Annotated in this window: 21 protein-coding genes; 5 read left to right on the forward strand and 16 right to left on the reverse strand. The window is 38.5% G+C overall.

Annotated features, from left to right (window positions below):
- From ACOVO2_RS06560 to ACOVO2_RS06570, 3 genes are all read left to right on the forward strand, one after another.
- Positions 1-195, forward strand: a 195-nt coding sequence (locus tag ACOVO2_RS06560; RefSeq protein WP_421769202.1) for a phosphatase PAP2 family protein, incomplete at its 5' end; no start/stop codon positions are given.
- A 66-nt stretch (positions 196-261) separates the two neighbouring features.
- Positions 262-1221: an NAD(P)/FAD-dependent oxidoreductase gene (locus tag ACOVO2_RS06565; protein WP_421769203.1), complete on the forward strand. Its 960-nt coding sequence runs from the start codon at positions 262-264 to the stop codon at positions 1219-1221.
- A 156-nt stretch (positions 1222-1377) separates the two neighbouring features.
- On the forward strand, positions 1378-2640 hold the full coding sequence (locus ACOVO2_RS06570; RefSeq protein WP_421769204.1) for an asparagine synthetase B: 1263 nt from the start codon (positions 1378-1380) through the stop codon (positions 2638-2640).
- Positions 2641-2800: 160 nt separating this feature from the next.
- Here the strand turns inward: ACOVO2_RS06570 and yiaK are convergent, their stop codons facing one another.
- Positions 2801-3835, reverse strand: coding sequence for a 3-dehydro-L-gulonate 2-dehydrogenase (yiaK, locus tag ACOVO2_RS06575; RefSeq protein ID WP_421769205.1), 1035 nt, complete (start codon positions 3833-3835; stop codon positions 2801-2803).
- Between the two features lie 347 nt (positions 3836-4182).
- Between yiaK and ACOVO2_RS06580 the strand changes: the two genes are divergently transcribed.
- Positions 4183-4731, forward strand: a complete 549-nt coding sequence (locus ACOVO2_RS06580; protein WP_421769206.1) for a fasciclin domain-containing protein — start codon at positions 4183-4185, stop codon at positions 4729-4731.
- Positions 4732-4798: 67 nt separating this feature from the next.
- On the opposite strand, the gene ACOVO2_RS06585 is transcribed toward ACOVO2_RS06580, so the two are convergent.
- From ACOVO2_RS06585 to ACOVO2_RS06645, 13 genes are all read right to left on the reverse strand, one after another.
- Positions 4799-6550, reverse strand: a complete 1752-nt coding sequence (locus tag ACOVO2_RS06585) for a patatin-like phospholipase family protein (RefSeq protein WP_421769207.1) — start codon at positions 6548-6550, stop codon at positions 4799-4801.
- Between the two features lie 231 nt (positions 6551-6781).
- Complete coding sequence (locus ACOVO2_RS06590) at positions 6782-7525, reverse strand: NRDE family protein (RefSeq protein ID WP_421769208.1); 744 nt, start codon at positions 7523-7525, stop codon at positions 6782-6784.
- An 11-nt stretch (positions 7526-7536) separates the two neighbouring features.
- On the reverse strand, positions 7537-8049 hold the full coding sequence (locus ACOVO2_RS06595) for a hypothetical protein (protein ID WP_421769209.1): 513 nt from the start codon (positions 8047-8049) through the stop codon (positions 7537-7539).
- A 1-nt stretch (position 8050) separates the two neighbouring features.
- Positions 8051-8599 carry a YceI family protein gene (locus tag ACOVO2_RS06600; protein ID WP_421769210.1) on the reverse strand — a complete coding sequence of 183 codons (549 nt, stop codon included), beginning with the start codon at positions 8597-8599 and terminating at the stop codon, positions 8051-8053.
- Entirely contained in the window at positions 8589-9320 is a 732-nt protein-coding gene (locus ACOVO2_RS06605) for a hypothetical protein (RefSeq protein ID WP_421769211.1), read from the reverse strand. The genes ACOVO2_RS06600 and ACOVO2_RS06605 overlap by 11 nt, the downstream gene beginning before the upstream one ends.
- A gap of 150 nt (positions 9321-9470) precedes the next feature.
- A complete protein-coding gene (locus ACOVO2_RS06610; protein WP_421769212.1) occupies positions 9471-9917 on the reverse strand; it encodes a DM13 domain-containing protein in 447 nt (148 codons plus the stop codon).
- Between the two features lie 88 nt (positions 9918-10005).
- Entirely contained in the window at positions 10006-10674 is a 669-nt protein-coding gene (locus tag ACOVO2_RS06615) for a Crp/Fnr family transcriptional regulator (RefSeq protein ID WP_421769213.1), read from the reverse strand.
- A gap of 53 nt (positions 10675-10727) precedes the next feature.
- Complete coding sequence (locus tag ACOVO2_RS06620) at positions 10728-11750, reverse strand: hypothetical protein (RefSeq protein WP_421769214.1); 1023 nt, start codon at positions 11748-11750, stop codon at positions 10728-10730.
- Positions 11751-11858: 108 nt separating this feature from the next.
- A complete protein-coding gene (locus tag ACOVO2_RS06625; RefSeq protein ID WP_421769215.1) occupies positions 11859-12254 on the reverse strand; it encodes a DoxX family protein in 396 nt (131 codons plus the stop codon).
- 16 nt (positions 12255-12270) lie between these two features.
- Positions 12271-12732, reverse strand: coding sequence for a YHS domain-containing (seleno)protein (locus ACOVO2_RS06630; protein WP_421769216.1), 462 nt, complete (start codon positions 12730-12732; stop codon positions 12271-12273).
- An 18-nt stretch (positions 12733-12750) separates the two neighbouring features.
- Positions 12751-13197, reverse strand: coding sequence for a YHS domain-containing (seleno)protein (locus tag ACOVO2_RS06635; RefSeq protein WP_421769217.1), 447 nt, complete (start codon positions 13195-13197; stop codon positions 12751-12753).
- Between the two features lie 74 nt (positions 13198-13271).
- The gene (locus ACOVO2_RS06640; RefSeq protein WP_421769218.1) at positions 13272-13892 is read right to left on the reverse strand and encodes a LysE family translocator; all 621 of its coding nucleotides are present in this window, start codon (positions 13890-13892) and stop codon (positions 13272-13274) included.
- Positions 13893-14585: 693 nt separating this feature from the next.
- A complete protein-coding gene (locus ACOVO2_RS06645) occupies positions 14586-15773 on the reverse strand; it encodes an AGE family epimerase/isomerase (protein WP_421769219.1) in 1188 nt (395 codons plus the stop codon).
- A 179-nt stretch (positions 15774-15952) separates the two neighbouring features.
- On the opposite strand from ACOVO2_RS06645, the gene ACOVO2_RS06650 reads away from it, so the two are divergent.
- Positions 15953-17128: an ROK family protein gene (locus ACOVO2_RS06650; protein WP_421769220.1), complete on the forward strand. Its 1176-nt coding sequence runs from the start codon at positions 15953-15955 to the stop codon at positions 17126-17128.
- A gap of 7 nt (positions 17129-17135) precedes the next feature.
- Here the strand turns inward: ACOVO2_RS06650 and ACOVO2_RS06655 are convergent, their stop codons facing one another.
- Positions 17136-17429, reverse strand: a complete 294-nt coding sequence (locus tag ACOVO2_RS06655; RefSeq protein WP_421769221.1) for an ImmA/IrrE family metallo-endopeptidase — start codon at positions 17427-17429, stop codon at positions 17136-17138.
- Between the two features lie 32 nt (positions 17430-17461).
- Positions 17462-19063: an FAD-dependent oxidoreductase gene (locus ACOVO2_RS06660; protein WP_421769222.1), complete on the reverse strand. Its 1602-nt coding sequence runs from the start codon at positions 19061-19063 to the stop codon at positions 17462-17464.
- Positions 19064-19078: the final 15 nt, after the last annotated feature.

The raw sequence follows: 19078 nt of genomic DNA on the forward strand, positions 1-19078 counted from the left end.
GCTACTTCGCTCAGCCTTACATTCAGAAAATGGTATGTGGTAATTCCCGCCTACACATGGGCAAGTGCGGCAGCATATTCACGCTTACACTTAGGTGTTCATTACCCGAGCGATGTGCTGGCAGGAGCAGCCATTGGAGCAGGCTCAGCTTGGCTCTGCTATAAGGCAAATCGGTGGTTACAGAGAAAAAAATAAACCATTTAGTCGGTTTATAGTTAATTCAATAAAGCGTATATTATCCTATAAACTTACGGCATTACATTGAAAAAAACTTGTATTATTATCGGTGCAGGCTTGTCGGGACTGACTGCCGCTCACGAATTAATCAAAAATAATTGGGAAGTGACGATTCTCGATAAAGGCAGAGGTGTTGGAGGTCGAATGGCCACTCGTCGTGCGGGTGAAGCCCGTTTCGACCACGGTGCTCAATATTTTTCAACCAAAACTCCAGATTTTCAGGCATTTGCCCAAGCTATCATCCAAAAAAATATTGCTAAAGAATGGCACTTGCAAGAAGGCGATACTTCGTTTTCTCATGCAAGAGTAATCGGTACTGAAGGGATGAGCAATATTCCAAAATTTTTGGCCGAAAAACTTAATGTAATCACCAACGAAAAAGTAGTCAATATTTCGGAGAGCGGAGGTAACATCAAAGTAATAACCGAAGCGGGTAATACTTATGAAGCTGATGCCATTATTTGTACAACTCCTTCTCCACAAGCCATTGAACTACTGCAAAAAAGCGAAATAGCAACAGCTGAAATTGAGCATTTGAAGGAGATAAATTACGACCCATGCATTGCCGTGATGGCCACTTTAAAAGCCCAAACGAATATTCCAAGCCCAGGAGGAATAAGCCTCAAAAATGGCAACATCGCTTGGGTAGCAGATAACTTTCAAAAGGGAATTTCGCCGGTTTTTTCGGCTACCATTCATGCCACGCCTGCTTTTAGCTCGGCACACTTCGATGATGATTTAACTCAAATCGGGCATCAATTACTTTCTGAAATACCAAATCTTATCGCTCCCGACTCGATTGAAAGCTACCAAGTACATCGCTGGCGATACAGCTTAGCCGCTGAGCGTTACTCAGAAAATTGTTTAGTCTCAAAATCCACCAAATTTCCGCTAATTTTTGCGGGTGATGGCTTCGGCATTGGTAATATCGAAGGTGCGTATATTTCGGGCAAAAGTGCTGCTCAAGAATTAATTAAAAGATAAAAATACCCCATCATAAAATAGCCTCCGGACGAATCACCTTCCGGAGGCTATTTTTTTGTTTAACAACCTGACTATCAGTAAAATAATTTTGCTTTTCTATTTACATTATCGAGAGTTTTAGTCTATATTTACCTAAATTCTTTAAACGCTTGAGCCATGTCTAATAGATTCTTACCTCTGTTGTTGCTCTTGTTTGTGGGGCGATGTTTTGCGAACTCCATTCTGATTCCGATGGATGACACCCAAAGTAATCATCTGAAAGCCTACGGAATTGCCTACATAACCCTTAAAAACAATATAGAAATAGACTGGCTACTGAATTTTCGAGGGGGGAGTTTCTTGGCTCCTTACTCATCAAACTTGCAAAAAGAATGTCTGATTCGTGGCGTTTCGTTTGAAGTACTTTCCGATGCTGATGTGCAATCGCTGAAGCAACAGATTGCTAATCCTGATGTAAATATGGAATCAATGCGGCTGCACAAAGCGGCACGTATTGCGGTTTATTCTCCTTCCAAAATAAGCACATCATCATTTGAAGATACCGATGCGGTTTTGTTAGTGCTAAAATATGCCGAGATTCCTTTTGAGGTAGTCTATGATGAAGAAATTTTGCGAGGCGACCTTAATAAATACGACTGGCTTCACCTACACCACGAAGATTTTACGGGACAATTTGGGCGAAACATGCGGCGTATGAGCTACAAAGATATGAAAGCTCAAGAAGAAATTGCTCAACGCTTCAAGTACAATAAGATTTCGGCACTCAAGCTCGATGTAGCTAAAACCATTAAAGCCTATTGCATGGGCGGCGGTTTTTTGTTTGCGATGTGTTCGGGAGCTGAAACTCTCGACATTGCTCTTTCGGCCGAGGGCGTTGATATTGTAAGTAGCCGCTTCGATGGCGATAATGTTGACAATAACGCCCAAGAAAAACTCGACTTCAGTAAGACTATTGCTTTTGAAGATTTTACGCTCTACCTCAACGACGGCGACGGATACGGCTATAATTCGATGTCGTTTTCGGATATAAACGCTTCATCGGGCAGATTCGATGATGAAAATAATACGTGGTTCAATTTATTCGACTTTTCAGCAAAGTGGGATTTTATTCCTGCCATGCTCGTGCAAAATCATGAGCATTTGATTCGTGAGTTTATGGGACAAACGACAGCTTTCAATAAAAAAACTGTCAAATCGAGTGTTTTAGTAATGGGTGAAAGCAAAGAATCTGACCGATACATGTACGGTGAACTGGGACTTGGTCAGTGGGTTTTTTACGGTGGCCACGACCCCGAAGGACGCCGTGGTTTTCATAGAACACCCACTGATTTGAATCTTTTTCCGCACTCGCCGGGGTATCGTCTTATTTTGAATAATGTACTTTTTCCTTCGGCAAAGAAGAAGAAAAGAAAGACTTGATTTACAAATAGTCCACGGTCAATAGTCGGCAAGTCCACAGTAGCATAACACCATCATAATCAATCATTTATATATACAATAAATATTAATTACACCACTTACTTACCACGGAGGCAAGGAAAAACGGTTCGCAGCCCGCACTGAGTTTCACGGAAGATGTTTACAACGATAAGATTTCCTCCCAAACACTTTTCAAGACTGGAATTCCATTGAGCGTATTTTTTTCTCTCGTATTCAATACTCGTTCGCCTGGGAATGTTACCTTTTTACCCTCCGAAATCGGATTTGATTGATGATAATCGTCGATGATTTGCCTTACGGCTGCCGCAATAGCCGAATGATTACCTAATTTCTTCATATCAATAGCGATATATACTTGCGAAAGACGATATTCGATTTCTTCTTTACTTACCTCGTGAGTTGAAAGGCCACCCGAAAGTACAGCCGACAGAATGTCTAACAAGAGCGAAAGCCCCGCTCCTTTCCAATACCCAACTGGCATCGATCGCCAAGATTTCAGAATCGCATTGGGGTCGTCGGTCAGGTTCCCTTCGGTATCAAAACCTCCAATCACAGAAAGCTTTTCGCCTTTCATAGCTGCCAATTCCATTGCCCCAAACGAATACTGCGACATAGCCATGTCCAACACAATCGCTTCGTTTTCATAAGGCAAAGCCATCACTAAAGGATTATTTCCGAGTTTTGCATCAGTTGCTCCCCAAGCAGGCATGTTAGCGATTGTGTTCGTCCAGCCAATAAATATAAACCCAGCTTTGGCAGCTTGCCAGCCGTAGGTTCCGCCCCGCATCCAGTGGTTTGTATTGGCTAAACCTACACAGCCAATGCCATTTTCGGCCGCTAAATTCATGGCTCTTTCGGTTGCATGAATGGCATTCAATGGGCCGGGGCCGAGGTTTCCATCCCATTGCTCAATTCCGCCGAATTTTGAAACCAAACTTGGTTCGGCATCGGGTTTTACAAAGCCACCTTTCAGATATTTTATAAATCTCGGAAAACGATTTACCCCATGCGTATAGATTCCATCAAGGCTATTAATTGTAAAGATTTCGGCACAAACTTTTGCTTTGGTTGCACTCAATCCGTTGTTCAACAATATACCCTCAAAAGTAGATTGCATGGTATCTTTTGAAATCGTAAGTGTATTGCTTTCGGCTGTCATGGTTCGTTTTTTCAAGATTTGGTTTTAAAAAAATGGCTTTGCAAGGTAAACAAAATTTGAATATTTTCTTCGTGCAAAACCATAATTGTAAATGGCCAAAACCTGACACCAAATTTTATTTGTTTAATTTCAAAACAAATAAATTAAACAAACCCTTATAATTAGGTAAGTTGATAAACAAGCATTTTGGGCTCAGCTCACAAAAAAACGATTTAACTAATTGATAATAAGTCGATTGTAAAATATTTTAAAAATTTTAAATCCAGCTATTGATTTATTCCGTTAGTTAAGTCAACAAATAACAAATGTAAAACTTAAACAATTAACATTCAAACGGTGCGGCGTTCCGCAACAAAAATCCAATGAAAAAATTAGCATTAGTATTCGTTTCAGCACTTATCTCATTAAGTACATTCGCACAAAAAGAAAAAACTGTGATGGTAGGCGGAGCAGCCATGTATCCATCAAAAAACATTGTTGAAAATGCAGTAAATTCAAAAGACCACACAACACTTGTGGCAGCAGTAAAAGCAGCGGGTTTAGTAGAAACGCTTCAAAGTGCAGGCCCATTTACAGTATTTGCTCCAACCAATGATGCTTTCGGTAAATTACCAGCAGGAACGGTTGAGACTTTGGTAAAACCAGAAAACAAAGCAACTTTAACAGCAATCTTGACTTACCACGTAGTAGCAGGAAAATTGAGTGCTGCTGACATCGTAGCAAAAATCAAAGCTGGAAACGGAACTGCTACCATGACAACCGTACAAGGTGGAACATTGAAAGCATCTTTGAAAGGTAAAAGTGTAGTTTTGACTGACGAAAAAGGTGGAACATCAACGGTGACAATCGCTGACGTAAATCAAAGCAATGGTGTGATTCACGTAATTGACACGGTTGTTTTACCAAAATAATTTGGTTATGAGTCGTTAATACAAAAAGCCAATTGTGCGAAACCGCATAATTGGCTTTTTTGATTTATCAAGCTTGATAAAGATAATATGGATTCTCTTTAAATGCTTCCCAGTCGGTCAGGATTTGTTTTTTCAGTTGCAATAATTCTTCTTTCTCTGCCAAATCTTTATACTTTGTTTCTTTTTCTAACTCCTTAAAATACGAAAGTAAGGCATTGCAGAGCGTAAATTGAGCAGTAGCAATAATATCTCTCAATCGCTTTTGGTCAATATCTTTTTTCGAAAACCACAAGGTTGTGCCAGTAGTACGAGCGTTTTCGGCAACTTTCATCATTTCTAAACTTGGTAAAAGCAGTTTTACTTCGTCCATTGCTTTGTTTTCTTCTTCTTTTTCGACCGAATTTTGATAGCCTTCGCTCAAGGTATAAATCAGATTCGACACTCGACGAAAGTCATAATCTTTGCATTCATAAAATTCTTCAAAAATAGCACGTCTGATTTTTTTCAAGAAAACCTCGCTTGCCATTGTAGCCGTTGACGACATTCGGCTGTATAATAATTTTGAAAGAACAGATATTTTAATGGTTGTTAGGAAATGTCCGTATTTCGATAAAATATCCCAATTAAGGTTTTGTGTTTCGCTGGTTTCGGTCTTAATTTTTGCAATCAATTCGGCTATTTTTCTTTTATAGTACCTCCCTCCTACTATCAGAGCAATGGCCGGAAGGAAAGTCAGATAGCCAAACGCTTTTGAGAGATTAACCCAAGTTTCGTTTGAAAAACCAATGATAGATGAGCTAAAATAAGAAACTAAAGATAGTATCAATACGCCAACGCCAAAAGGCAATAATCGCTTTCCTTTTTTATGATAACCATTGATACTCATCTCAGAATCTATCTTTGATACCTTCGTATTATACGGAGCAATAATTCTGTTCGATACATCGGCCACAATCATTAGGTCGAACGGTTTTACTCCTTTCTTTTGGGCGGTTTCGTTATTTCTACGGTCATAGGCCAGCATCATACTTTCTATACCTTGATTGTCGGTTATTCCACCATCCATCAAGCCAAATGCTGTTCCTGCTACATTTTTATTGTTGGCAGTTTTGAAGATAATGTTTTCAGCCAATTTTTTCTTATTTTCTTCATTTTCGGCAAAATCGTCGGGGAAAACCATTGGCTCGAAACCAATCGGGAAACACGAGGAAGCAGCCAATAAATCGCCCACCCTTAATTGCCGAACCTCCTTGGTATCTTTGATATTCACATACCTATTTCCAATAATATTTCTGGTATTTTCTTCGGTGGTTTGAAAACGAAAACTATGACCACTCTGAAAATCGGTTGTGTTGATACAAACTTCTTTGATATGGGTGCTTTTTGATAATGCCCAAATATTTTCCCACTTCAATTGAAATAATTTTTCGTCATAGACCTTGGCAAAAGCATTAATAAAGTTTTGTTCTTTTGTGCCGTGCTGCCAGTTTTTATCATCAGTTAGCATCTGCACGGCATCGCTCAGCAGTTTTTCGCCATCCATAAACGCCAAAAGATTCTTCCGAAACTGCTCAAAATCTTCTTTTCGATGTAAGGAAAGTAAATACATCGCTACGGCAATCGTACCACCCGAAGCCGAAGCCATGAATTTTGTACGTTGAAGCAGCGACTTTCCCTTGAATGTCAGATGATTGAGGTACGACATCGTACCGAAAGCAAATGAAGCAGCCCGAAAACCTCCGCCAGAAAAAGCCAAAGCAATTTCATCAAAGGGTTTGTCCGGATAATTAGATAGATTTTTATTAGGTTTAGATGGCATAAATATGGTGTGATATTATACCAAATATACAAAATTTATGGCAAGAAAACGAACAGAAGAAAGTGTTTTAATCACATTTTTTTATGCAATTTGCTGCTTACAAAACAAAAAATCCTTAGCGTAAACCAAGGATTAAGCTAGATTCGTGAGTAATAAAACGTCCCCACAAATACCTGACTATGAGCAACTTATTAAAAATATCAAACAAAAGAAATTGGCTGAAACTTAGATTTATGCAATCACTCTAAAATTATATTTTCGCTGTACTAACAAATCTTCATAATAAATACTGAATGCTTTGTTGTTGATAACAAACTGGGTTGTTGAGATTGTTTTGAGTACATTATTTCTATTTACTCTAATCGCATTTTGTTCATCACCATTACCGCCGTTTTGGTGAAAATTCAGTACGTTTTCGGGATTGATGGGTTGCTCTAAAAAATCAATAAACCATTGCTCACGCATGGCAATAACTTGTGGAGAATAGAGCGTCACCGACGACCAAATTTGTGGTTTTGTTTTGTCGATTTCCTTCGTAAAAATCTGCGTACCATCCCACCGTAATTCGTTGATTTTGACTCCATTATTACTGTTGATGACAACGAGCGTAAAAGGTTCAATTCCCGAAAAATCATAGTTGGCCACAAAGTTTTCCAGACAATTATAAGTAAAAAAATCAATGATTATCTTACCTCTACTGTGCCGATAAGGTGGTTGCGAAATGTGCTTCGCAACACCGCCGTTTAACAAACACAGTGTGATTTTTCCACTACTTGCTATCCACGTTCCGCCGCCCTTAGGGTCTTTCGGAAAGAAAACGTTTTGCCCGTGAAGATGATATTTTCGGGGTGGAATGGCTGGCTCACGAGAAACTGCCTCATCTCGGTTTGAGGTGAGTATAAATCCGTTATTTTCGGTCGGAATATATGTCAGAACACACATTTTTTTTGATAAATTTAGGATAAATAAGAGCATTGTTTATCAAATCAATACTCACAAACGGCGATTTTTTCTTTAAATTTTATGGTCGAACACGCTACGCCAAAGTTTGGTTCGATGACAACGTGCTTGAAATTCTCTTGAATCCCAATCCGAATCAAAGCAAAATGATGAATCGAGTGTTCGATGAGATAGACTAATTCACGCATGAAGTTTGTTTCAACCAATTCATAATCAGCATCTCCATAACTTACTCTAAGCTGAATTGGCGAATAAGTATTAGAGATACCTTTGATTTTTTGCTGAATCATTTCGACCAATGTGAGCGTATAATTCAAGTCGGTTTCGATGAGGAAATTCCGTTTTCTTGCATCGTAATCAATCGTGCCGGTGTCGAATCCTTCGAGTAAACACTGAAAAAACTCTACCGTGTGCCGCACGTGTTGCCCGATACTACTTCCATTAAAAACCGACAGCTTTTGGGAATATTCAGTAGGTTTTAGTTGCGAAAGTAGGTCATTTAATTGGTTAAGAACTGAGAGAGAGGCGTTTACAGTCATTTTATTGTTGAACGTTTAAAGTGATAGAAACCGTGGCGACATCGCCCAAAAGCGAACTTTTTTCTCCAACCTCATACTCTATCCTATTAACCTGAAAAGTGCTTTTCAATTGGGCATTTGTGCCATTTTGGGTAAAAGTGAAAGGAATTTTTACATTTTTTGTTGTTTTCTTAATCGTTAGATTAAAATAACCGATGTATTCGTTTTCTTTTGTTCCTTTTTCAATTTTGGTCGAAACCATCGAGATTTTCGGGTATTTTTCTACTTCAAAGTAATCGCTGCCTTTGAGGGTTTTATCACGAAGCCCCAAACCTGTATCAATGGTTTTGGTGTCAATACTTGCCTTTAATGCAGAACCCGCAAGATTATTGGCATCGAAAACTACCGTTCCCGAAAAACCTTTGAACGAACCATCGGCAGTAGAGCCCAATGCGTGTTTTATCTTGAATGTTACGGCAGCGGTCGTGGGCTTCCAATTTTGGGCGTGGCTCAATGTGGCTTGCACGATGGCAAACAACAGAAGAATACTTTTCGATAATTTAGCGAACATCTTTGTAAATCATTTTAAATGGTGAATAAGTGATGGCTACAAACGGCAGCAAAGTTTTGTGTCGAAAACGGTCGTTTTCAAAGGTTAAAACTTTATCGGTTGTGTATTCCAAAAACTGAAAACTTGCCCCTGCACGCACCGCAAAACGGTCATTGACCCAATATCGAAAATATAATTCTGAATTCAAACTTCCAATGTCGCTATCGCTAATCAATAATAGATTTAAAGGCGTTGGTTTGGCGGTTTGAGTAGAATTATTGAGCGATTTCGACTCATTTGCTACAAATTTACCCGATTGCTTTTTGCCAAACGAGAACCCAACGGCATCAATATTGAACCCAATATCGAGTTTTCGGAAACTGTATTGTAGCACAACTTTACCATTTAAACTACCCAAAGCCGATTTTGTTAGTTGTAGGGTATCGAGGTTGCTGGCAATGTTTTCGGTAAACAAAGCTACAATGCTCTGTTTGCCCGAAGTTAGGCTTGCAGGTGCTGTGATATAATCTTTTTGTCCGCTAAAAAAAGTATTCAGACGCACACCCCAACCAATTTTAAAACGGTCAGATTTACCGATTCCGTAAAGTTTTTGATATGAAACCGAAGGAGAAGCTGCCGTGCCAAAAGCAAGAGCAAAATCGAGGTTTCTTTGGGTTTTGGTGTACTGATATTGTGCTGATAATGAGCTACTTATTAATAGAAATATGAGTATTTTTTTCATGTTAGTGTTTTTTCAAAAATGATTGGTTTGTTAGTTACCTCATCCCCATCCCTTCTCCTCATGGAGAAGGGGGTAAAAGCCCTCTCCTCGTAGGAGAGGACGGTCGGTCGTAACCGTTGGGTGAGGTAAATAAGATTTTGTATGCAAGCCTCACTTCAAAGTTGCAAAGCCGAACAAAACCGAAAATTGTCGGCACCAAATCAGTACGTGATTTTGTTTTTTGAAATCGGCATTGGCAGGAATTGCCAAGGAAAGATTACCATTTTGTACTTTATCGGTTATCTGAATAAAATTGGTTACCGAACGGTCTTCGGCGAGGTAAATCCTTAAATCAGGACCAGCATCGGTCTTGAAATTTTCAAAAACCAACGTGCGTTTTTTGTCTTTGTCTTCGTAGATTTTTACAACTCCCGATGTGGCATGTACGGCACTCTCGAAGTTTCCCTGTAGTACAAGTGTCTGTCCGGCAGGGTTAAAATTAGTTTGCGTGGCCATGTTATTGACCATCGGATTGGTAGTAGAATTTGTGTCGAGAATATCAGCTTTCTGACATCCAGCCAAACACACAGCGGCAATAAGAGCGATGATTGTTTTCATAGTTTTTTGTTTTTATAATACAAATATCAGCGTTAGCTAATACCTGGATTGTCGGCTGGACGACCTAAACAAAAAATTAATGAAAATTTCACGCAGCTTTTTTCAAAATAATTTCGGTGCGAGAGTAATCTAAAATACCTTTTTCTTTGAACTCATTGAAGAGTTGCGTAACCGTCTGGCGTGTGCTACAAATCAAACTGGCGATGTCTTGATGGGTAAGGTAGTTTGTCAGAACAACTTCATCGGCCGACGCCGTGCCTTCTTTGGCAGCCCACTCGTCTAAAAAGCTTTTGAAGCGTGTGCGAACATCCTTAAACATCAGATTTGAGTAGCGATTTTGAAGTCTTTTAAACCTAAACCCCATCCATTTCGTGTAAGAAAGCCCCAATTGAGGGTTTTTCTCTAAAAGTTTTTCAAAATCATCCATCTTAAAACTACAACACGTAACAGTATCCGATACAGTTACGGCATATTCTTCTGATTGTGATTCTGTAAGCGTAAATTCTCCAAAAATATCACCTTTCTGAATGACATCTTTAACGATTTCATTGCCCTTTTCGTCGATTTCAACGATTTTCAATGTGCCTTTTTTCAGAAAATAAACCCTTTGGTCTTCATCGTGCGAAAACAAAATAATTTCCCCTTTTTTAGCTGTTTTAAAATTTGAAATCATACAGATAGACTTCAATTCAGAAGAAGAAAGTACACTGAAAAGTTTGTGGTCTCTCAGGTACCAATATTTTGTATCTAGATTCATTAGTATTTTTAGGTATTTTATACTTCCAGTATACGCAAAAAAAACATGAAAGGTTACACAATCAAAAAATGTTTTTTGATAATTGCCCAAACTTCGCTGAAAGGTAAAGGTGAAAAACCGTTTTTTTGATTCTGAATGCTAATCTTGGCACTGCGTTTCCAATGCCAACTTAAATCTCGGTAGGCTTGCCAAAGTCGGTAGTTGGGGTCATAAATATGCCCTGGGTCAGAGCTTACACCATTGAGTTCCATAATCCTGATGTTTTCGCCTCGATACAAATCTTCTATACTTGCCACTTTCATATCGAAACGACCGTAATAAAAGCCATCAAAACTTTCGGCAATTTTGCTGAAAACTTCATCTAATTTTTCGTTGATAAGTTGATTTGAATTGACAAATTTTGTGCCTCGGCAATGATTCCCGATGGGTTCGAGGAGTCGTTTTTCATCTTTCGGTAAAACTTCATTCATTCCTTCGCCTAATTTTGCTTCTAGAACCTCTAACTGAAATCTGGCTCGGGTAGATTGCTCAATCAATTCCCGAATCGTTGATTTTCCGTCGCCTGTGATCGTTAGAAATTCCTTCATGGTCAATGACGAAACTTTGCCACGTGATTGATTAGGTAAACGACTAAAAAGTACGCCAAATTCTATGGGATACGTAATGAATTCTTGAATGATGTAATCTTCGGGTGTTTGCAAATGATAGGCTTTTAATTGCTCCAAAGATTCGATTTTTGCAACATTCGTTCCTCTTTCGCCAATATTGGGTTTTGCGATTATAGGGAAAGTTAACTGATTGATTTCTAATTGTTTAATAGCTTTTTCAAAATCTTGTATTTTATCAATGAAAACAGTTTTGGGCAAATATTGAGGATTGATATTTTTCAGAATGTCAATTTTACTTTCGCCATAAAAACCGCCCGCCTCGATTCCCGGATTGACGGCCGTGAAAAATGTAAGCGAACGAGTTTTAGCTGATAAATAAAGCCAATACGGAGCCATTGGTAGATAGAAAACCCACCAAGGCCAGTATTCGTAATTGAAGATTTTAATGATTGAAAGAGGGAGCTTCATTCGGTGATATTATGGTTATTTTCAAGAGAAATTTAATTTAAAATCTGTGATAATCAGCGTTAGCACATCCGTTTTATCTGCACAGTCAGCGTTGCGGTGCCATTTTTTCTATTTTATAATTAATTTTAAAAGCTTTTTACCCTCATTTCGGTGAATAACTTGAATGAAAATCGAGCAAATTAATACTATAATAGCCAACATAAAAAGCTGACCACCATCGCCTTTCGACTCGATTCCGATGACAAATAAATGCGAAGCAATTGCTCCAAACATGAGTCCCATTCCGAGAAATCCACCTATAAACGCCGTGGCAGGAATGAGGAGTAAAACTCCAGTAATCAACTCCAAAACACCCGTTCCGACTCTTCCCCACGGCTCAACGCCGAGTTTGCTAAACAACTCAACCGACTCAGGGTGTGCCGTAAATTTGAAATAAAGTGTTTGTAAAAGAATCACAGCGGCAACGATTCGTAAAATCCAAGAGCTTATTTTAGAAAGGTTCATTGTATTTTGGGTTAAATTAGTGAAAAATATTCATCCAACTCTTATCGGCCTTCGACTTTAGATTGGTTTCATCTTTATTCCATTTTAAAAGCGTATTATTTGCCCAAGAATGATAAAAAAGATAAAGTTTTCCATTCAAAATCTTGAAAGTTTCGGGGTCGATCTCTACTTTTTCGCCCGTAGCACCCATCGCATAAGCACACCAACCACCGTATTGAGGCTCGTATTTCTTGGGGTCTTTCAGAAATAAATCTTTGTTGGCTGCACTGGCAAATCGGTAGGTTGCACCTTCAAAATTGGCACTGAATTGCTTATTCCCTTCAATGGCCTTGTTTTGTGTAAAATACGCCACGGGGTCGTAGCCTTGAATCGCCAAGCCGTTTTCAAGGTTAAATTGTTTGGCTCGAACGGCCGTTTGGGCAAAAATTTGAGTGGAGAATCCCACTAAAAAACAGATGGTTAAAAATCGGAATTTCATTTTATTGATGGTTTTAGGTTAGTTAGATTTATTGAGAGAAGGCCAAAGTTCATCAGCTTTCTGAATACGGTTCGGCATATCCTTCGACCACAATTCTTTTACTTTTTTGCTATAATTGAGGTAAAGTTTGTCATCGACAATCGTCCAAGCATTGGGGTCGGTTGGCGATTTGTGGTTTTCGCTCACGCCGTATGCACAAAAGCCTCCGTATTGCGGAGCGTATTTTGTTGGATTGGCTTTGAAAGCTTCTAAATTGGCTTGTGAACTAAACAACCATTTGGCATCTTTCCAATCAAAGCTAAAGTCTGTTTTTCCTTCAACTGGCTTACTTTCAGCAAAATACGCTACGGCATCATAGCCACTGATAGCTATTCCGTTTTTGACAAAAATGGCTTTTTCTTGTGCAAAAACACATTTAGAAAAAATCATGAGCAGAATAATTATCGCACTAAATTTGTTTTTCATTTTGATAGAGATTTAAAATTTACATCGCAAAGTTGGTGGATTGATAAAAAACGAATTGTCGGCTGGTTGACAATTCAGAAAAGAATTTTAAAAGTTTGAAATACAGACATCAAAATAAAAAACAAGCCAATGACTTTTTCGATGGAATAGCGATGAAAAAAAACAAGTAATGCGTGTTGAAAATGCTTTGCTAAAAAGGCAAAATTTAACAACACAAGAAACGCCCCCAAGGCAGCACCAAGCACAAACGATAGTTTCGAACTAAATGAATTTAAATTGAAATATGTATTAAGATAAACCAAAACCACTACCCAAAAAGGCAATAATTGTGGGTTGAGCATTCCGTTGACAAAGCCGACTAAAATATAACTTCGCCTTTTTGCGAGATTAAAATCTTTGATTGTTTTTGATTGAAAGTAGAAACTATGAATGCCAATTATCAGAAAAAATGGAATAACGGCTATTTCTAAGACTTCAAAAATAAGTGGATTTTTATTTAAGAAAGTTTGGCCTTTGAGAGCAATCAAGGTATAGATGATTTCGGGAAGTGTGCCACTGGCAGCTACCCAAACACCCACTTTAAAACTTTGCGAAAGCGTAGCTTGCACAACCGAAAGGTTTACCGGACCAGGTTGAATCGAGCCAACAAAACTAATGAGTGCGGTTAATAATAATATTGCAAATGATTCAGACATACCTTTGTAGCTTTTAGGCAACAAAGGTAGCGATGCTTGAAGAATTGATTTGTCGGAAGGCTGACAATTAAACCAGAATTTTGGACGGCAATGTAAAAGTCATCATTATTAGCACTAACGCACTTCATCCTATAAAAAACAAAGAAGCTCAAAAATCATACGACTTTGGAGCTTTTGATACAATTCATTACCTAATTTGTCAGGGTGGCCTGACTCTAACCCAAATCCATAAACAATTGATTACAAGCCACTTAATAATACATAATTGTCACAAATAAATTAGTGCTTCACAACTTCATTGTTTAAACCCTTTGTATGAGCAGCACTCAGAAATAGCTATAAATGATGCTTATCTTTGTGATAATGATCTTATATTTGATGTCAACTTTCTACCATACTTTCTGTTCGACCAATGATTCGCTGGACATTCTTTTGATAATGTACATGAGGATTAATTCAATCATACATTTTTTCTATGCTTTTTTTGTAGGTTATTAAAATGTGCGGTCAGATACTGACAGTTAAAGTTAGCAACTTCCTAACAAATGAGATTTATTAAGGTGTAAAATAGAAAAAGGATCAAAAGTTAGTAATCCTCTTTCTTTACTTCAAATTTTGAATTCGATTGCCTCGCTCAAATTATGCATTTTTTCATCCTGCCCTTAACTTTCTTTTCCTACATCCAACAAGGGGCTATTTCTCTACTGTTTCTACAAGACAAATTTTTTCTAAAGTTTTCCACGATTGGTACAGCCCTCTTGGAATATGATAACATCCTTTCCACTTTCCGCCTTTTAGCGTCAGTAGCGGCTCTCCGTTTCGGCTTAGATAACCATACCATTCACCGTATTCGTGGTCAGGAAAATGCTTCCAAGTCCAGTCATGAACTTTCTCGAACCATTCCCAACAACGCTCATCGCCGGTGTGTAAATACCCTTTGAGCAATGCAATGATTGTTTCGATGTGCACCCACCAAAGTTTTTGGTCCCATTCGAGTTGTTGCACAGGTTTATTTTTCACATCCATGAAATAAAAAATACCACCATATTTTTCATCCCATGCGTATTCGAGTGTACGTAACGTAAGTTGCTTTGCTTTTTCAATTAGCGAAGCATCTTTTAGCCGTTCGCCCAAATCCATGATAAACCACATGGCCTCAATGGCATGGCCAGGATTCAATAATCGCCCCTCAAAACTATCAGAAAATTGTCCTTCGGGAGTCACATTTTCTAAAATTAACCCCGATTTAGCATCATAAAAAACCTCCATTACTTCATCAATACACGCTCTAATTAGCTTTTCAACAACTTCTGCTGGTAGTAGATGTTCTATTTCGAGCGACAGATTACACAAAATCATGGGTAAAGCAAAGTTCTTTAGTGGACGAGTACCACTCACTGCCTTCGACCAGTTACGTTTAGGATTACTTCTTCGTTCTAAAATCGAATAAAAGGTTTTACGAGCCAACTCTGCATACTCGGCTTTTTGGGTAGCTTTATAGAGCTGACCGAACGCCTGTGTTGCAAAGCAATCAGAGAATATATTGTAGGGCTGTACCAAAGGTTTGCCTTCACGTGTGAGCGAAAAATACCAAGTTCCGTCGATTGCTTGACCATATTTTTGTAAGAAATCGGCTCCGTGTAGGGCATAATCGAGCCATTCTTGACGAGGTTCTAAATTATTATATAACATCGAAAACATCCATACGCCACGGCCTTGTAACCAAACAAACTTGTCAGTATCAAATACTTCTCCCTCTTTAGTAAGGCAGGTAAAGTAGCCACCGTGGGTTTCATCTTTCGAAAATTTCATCCAAAAAGGTAAGATGTTTTCTAATAATTCGGTCTTATATTGGCTACTATATTTTTCAAAATTTTTCACAGTCAGAGATTATTCTTAGTTTAGTAAAATATTCCAATTATTGGTTTAAAAAAGTCAGGACAAACAAAGTTGAAGATAATAGTGCAATTATTTTATTATCTTTATTAAATTTTTTATAAAAGTAAAAATTTAATTTTATAAAATATATTTAAAGCGATTAAAATCTGGAAAAAGAAGGAATGAGAGCTTATATTGAGACCTTAAATGCAGCAAATGGTCGAAACAATCAACAAACCCAAACAAAAAAAATCCTTCAATATTTATTACAAGAAGGCGAAAAGACAATACCTGAGATTAAGGATTTTTCGGGCTTGAGCCTTCCTACCACCACCAAACTCATCAATGAACTGGTAGAACAAGGTATATTAGTTGAATCGGGCAAGCGGGAGTCATCGGGCGGCCGACCACCGTCGTTGTTTTGTCTTGACTCTTCATTGGGGTACATTGTGGGTGTAGAATTACTCATTAATTCTTTCAGATTTAGTATTGTGAATCTCAATCATGAATTGATTTACGAGTACGAAACTGATAATTTCGACATCAATAATCGTGATGAAGCCTTCAATTTTGTTGCTCGAACTGTACCCGATCTGATTAGCAAAAAAGGTATTCCTGATACTAAAATTTTAGGAGTGGGTATTGGCATAACTGGCAGAGTAGACGGTAAAAAGGGCATTAGTTACAGTTTTTTGAATTTTGAAACTCCACTTGCCAAGCTTTTGAGTGAACGTTGGGGTTATCCTGTTTTTATTGATAACGATACGCGATTAATGACTTTGGGCGAACAAAATTTTGGTTTCGCTCGTGAAAAATCGAATATTATTTACGTAAATTTGAGTAGAGGCTTAGGAATTGGCTTCATCTCTAATGGTCATTTGCACAGTGGAGAATCTGGCTTTGCAGGAGAATTTGGCCATATTCATTTTGAAGATAACGACAAACTCTGTGTTTGCGGCAAGAAAGGTTGCTTAGAAACAGTTGTTTCGGGTTATGCTCTTGAGCGACAATTTCAAGACTTAGACCCGGCAAATGCGGCAAAAAAACTTAAATATCGTGAAATCATACAATTGGTGCATACTAGCGACCAAACTGCCAGAGGATTATTAATCGAAATGGGAGAAAGATTAGGGCAAGCTCTTTCTATGTTGGTTCAAACGCTGAATCCTGGCCTGATTATCATAGGGGGGCGATTTACGGATGTGGCCGAACTGATGAAATATCCTGTCATTAAAGGATTAAGTTTATACGGCTTGCCTCAACTTGTGGGTGATTGCGAAATAAAAACCTCAACATTGGCCGATAAAACCACCATGCTTGGGGCATACACACTGGTGATGGAAAATGTTTTTCAATAACAATCTTTTATTCTTGAAAATATTCAGCAAAAGTGCTTGCTACAATTTCTTCCTCAGCTCGACTTAACTGAATATTTTTTTGATGAATAAAATAATGTCCTATTTCGTGGGCAAGAATCTGATACAGTGGCACTTTTGCATTCAAATTGAGACAAATAATGTTGTTTTTTTGGTCAAATTCTCCCAGCGTCGTAGGATTCCATTTTTCATAACGAACGTTTATCTGAGCAATCTGGCACAACTGCAAAATGCTTCGTGTGCCAAATTGCTCAAAGATGCCTTCGGCTAATTCTTTACCCATTATTTGAAAATATTCGGTATTCATTTCTTATCTCACATGGCATGAATATGTGGGTCGCCTTCGGCCAATATCAAATCTTTTGGCCACTCAATTTCTACTCCTTTCTGTACGATTAAAGACTGAAATTGAGTCAGAAGTTGTGAGTTGTTTCTGACTTCGGCTGGTTTTTTCTGATTTTCTAAACAGAAGGCCACCAAATTGCCCACTACTTCACCGATGTTCCACTCAATTGGATGCAGTCGATAACACCCATTGGTAATATGAGTAGTTCCGATATTTTTACAAGCAGGCAAAAGGTTTTCGACTCGCTTCGGAATCAATGCTCCCAACGGAATCTGAAATGGTAAGCTTTCTACATCTACGTAATTATCGCCGCCAACACTTGGGTGCAAATCAATGCGATAAAAGCCAACACCAACCGAATCTTCAAATGGTACTGCCAACACTTGGTTTGGTAGATATTTTGCTGAAACATGCTGCTCTTTGATAGTAAATTCTGCTTTTATTCTTCGAGCCTCTCTGATATACGGACTTTTGGCCAAACCATCAGAAGTACCCGTAATATCTTCTCTTATTTTCAAGCCTTTAAAGCCCAATTCTGTTTGTAAATAGTATAAAAAAGATAAACTTTGCTCTTTCGCTTCGGCAATCATTCGAGCTTTTTCTTCGGCATTTGCACTGAGTAAATCGCCCAATAAATAATCAATTTGTGGGTAATTGACCAGCGTAATATCTGAGTCGTAACGCCCTTCTTGAAAGTTTTTTTTGTGTAAAATGCGGCGATAAGTCCAGAGTCCCGCAAATGCTTTATTGGGCTCATTATTAGGCACAAAATTATAATGTACAGGCTCTAACGTACGTGGACTTAACCCCGTCAGACACAACAACTCTCCGCTCCAAGCAGGTGTGAGTTTTGGTACAAATTTTCGCCAGAAATCATAATTTTTAGGTCGTTCAATCGTCCATTCTTCACCTTCGTGATAGCTCATAGCAAAGCACATCGAAAACGCCTGCGAATTAATTGAATTTGCCTGCATTTTAGCATTTGGCTCTTCGGTTTCAGCCTGACTCTCAGAGCCAGTTACGTACTCAGTATTGGTAAGCGGAAGTATTTCTCCGAGTTCGGTAGCATCAACAAAAAACTCAGCTTCAATGAGTAACTCATATTTAGTATTGGTATGAGCAACCGTAACACTTTCTACTCGATTTTCCGAAAAATCAGCCCGAATTGGTGTATGATATCGTAAAATTTTTAATTGCCCATTTGTTACAAATGGTTGCAACATTTCTTCAAATACGGCTAAAAATACTTTCGGTTCTGCACAAAGTGGAGAAACCCACCCATCGCCAGGGTTCAGAACTAGATTTTGTAAAGCCGATTCGGTAAGTGGATAATGTTTTTTATAATATTCTCTAACACTATTTCGAAAATTTCGATATGACTGCGTAGAACCAAATTTTTCAATCCAACCGTGTTCGTCGGGTGGCGTAGCTTGACTGGTAAATTGTCCACCAATCCAATCTGACTCTTCGGTCATAATGACATTTAAACCAGCTTCGCAGGCTGCTTTTGCAGCAGCACACCCACCAATACCTCCACCGACAATTAAAAGATTTGTATGTAATTTTTCCATTTTTACTTCAATATT

This window comes from Emticicia sp., from assembly GCF_049241225.1.
Classification (GTDB): domain Bacteria; phylum Bacteroidota; class Bacteroidia; order Cytophagales; family Spirosomataceae; genus Emticicia.

Excerpts from the sequence above, each read along its gene's own strand:
- ACOVO2_RS06650 (WP_421769220.1), top strand. The coding sequence starts at position 15,953 with ATGAGAGCTTATATTGAGACCTTAAATGCAGCAAATGGTCGAAACAAT.
- ACOVO2_RS06635 (WP_421769217.1), bottom strand. The coding sequence starts at position 13,197 with ATGAAAAACAAATTTAGTGCGATAATTATTCTGCTCATGATTTTTTCT.
- ACOVO2_RS06600 (WP_421769210.1), bottom strand. The coding sequence starts at position 8,599 with ATGTTCGCTAAATTATCGAAAAGTATTCTTCTGTTGTTTGCCATCGTG.
- ACOVO2_RS06605 (WP_421769211.1), bottom strand. The coding sequence starts at position 9,320 with ATGAAAAAAATACTCATATTTCTATTAATAAGTAGCTCATTATCAGCA.
- ACOVO2_RS06585 (WP_421769207.1), bottom strand. The coding sequence starts at position 6,550 with ATGCCATCTAAACCTAATAAAAATCTATCTAATTATCCGGACAAACCC.
- ACOVO2_RS06580 (WP_421769206.1), top strand. The coding sequence starts at position 4,183 with ATGAAAAAATTAGCATTAGTATTCGTTTCAGCACTTATCTCATTAAGT.
- ACOVO2_RS06590 (WP_421769208.1), bottom strand. The coding sequence starts at position 7,525 with ATGCTCTTATTTATCCTAAATTTATCAAAAAAAATGTGTGTTCTGACA.
- ACOVO2_RS06570 (WP_421769204.1), top strand. The coding sequence starts at position 1,378 with ATGTCTAATAGATTCTTACCTCTGTTGTTGCTCTTGTTTGTGGGGCGA.
- ACOVO2_RS06595 (WP_421769209.1), bottom strand. The coding sequence starts at position 8,049 with ATGACTGTAAACGCCTCTCTCTCAGTTCTTAACCAATTAAATGACCTA.
- ACOVO2_RS06640 (WP_421769218.1), bottom strand. The coding sequence starts at position 13,892 with ATGTCTGAATCATTTGCAATATTATTATTAACCGCACTCATTAGTTTT.
- ACOVO2_RS06630 (WP_421769216.1), bottom strand. The coding sequence starts at position 12,732 with ATGAAATTCCGATTTTTAACCATCTGTTTTTTAGTGGGATTCTCCACT.
- ACOVO2_RS06660 (WP_421769222.1), bottom strand. The coding sequence starts at position 19,063 with ATGGAAAAATTACATACAAATCTTTTAATTGTCGGTGGAGGTATTGGT.
- ACOVO2_RS06620 (WP_421769214.1), bottom strand. The coding sequence starts at position 11,750 with ATGAAGCTCCCTCTTTCAATCATTAAAATCTTCAATTACGAATACTGG.
- ACOVO2_RS06610 (WP_421769212.1), bottom strand. The coding sequence starts at position 9,917 with ATGAAAACAATCATCGCTCTTATTGCCGCTGTGTGTTTGGCTGGATGT.
- ACOVO2_RS06625 (WP_421769215.1), bottom strand. The coding sequence starts at position 12,254 with ATGAACCTTTCTAAAATAAGCTCTTGGATTTTACGAATCGTTGCCGCT.
- ACOVO2_RS06655 (WP_421769221.1), bottom strand. The coding sequence starts at position 17,429 with ATGGGTAAAGAATTAGCCGAAGGCATCTTTGAGCAATTTGGCACACGA.
- ACOVO2_RS06615 (WP_421769213.1), bottom strand. The coding sequence starts at position 10,674 with ATGAATCTAGATACAAAATATTGGTACCTGAGAGACCACAAACTTTTC.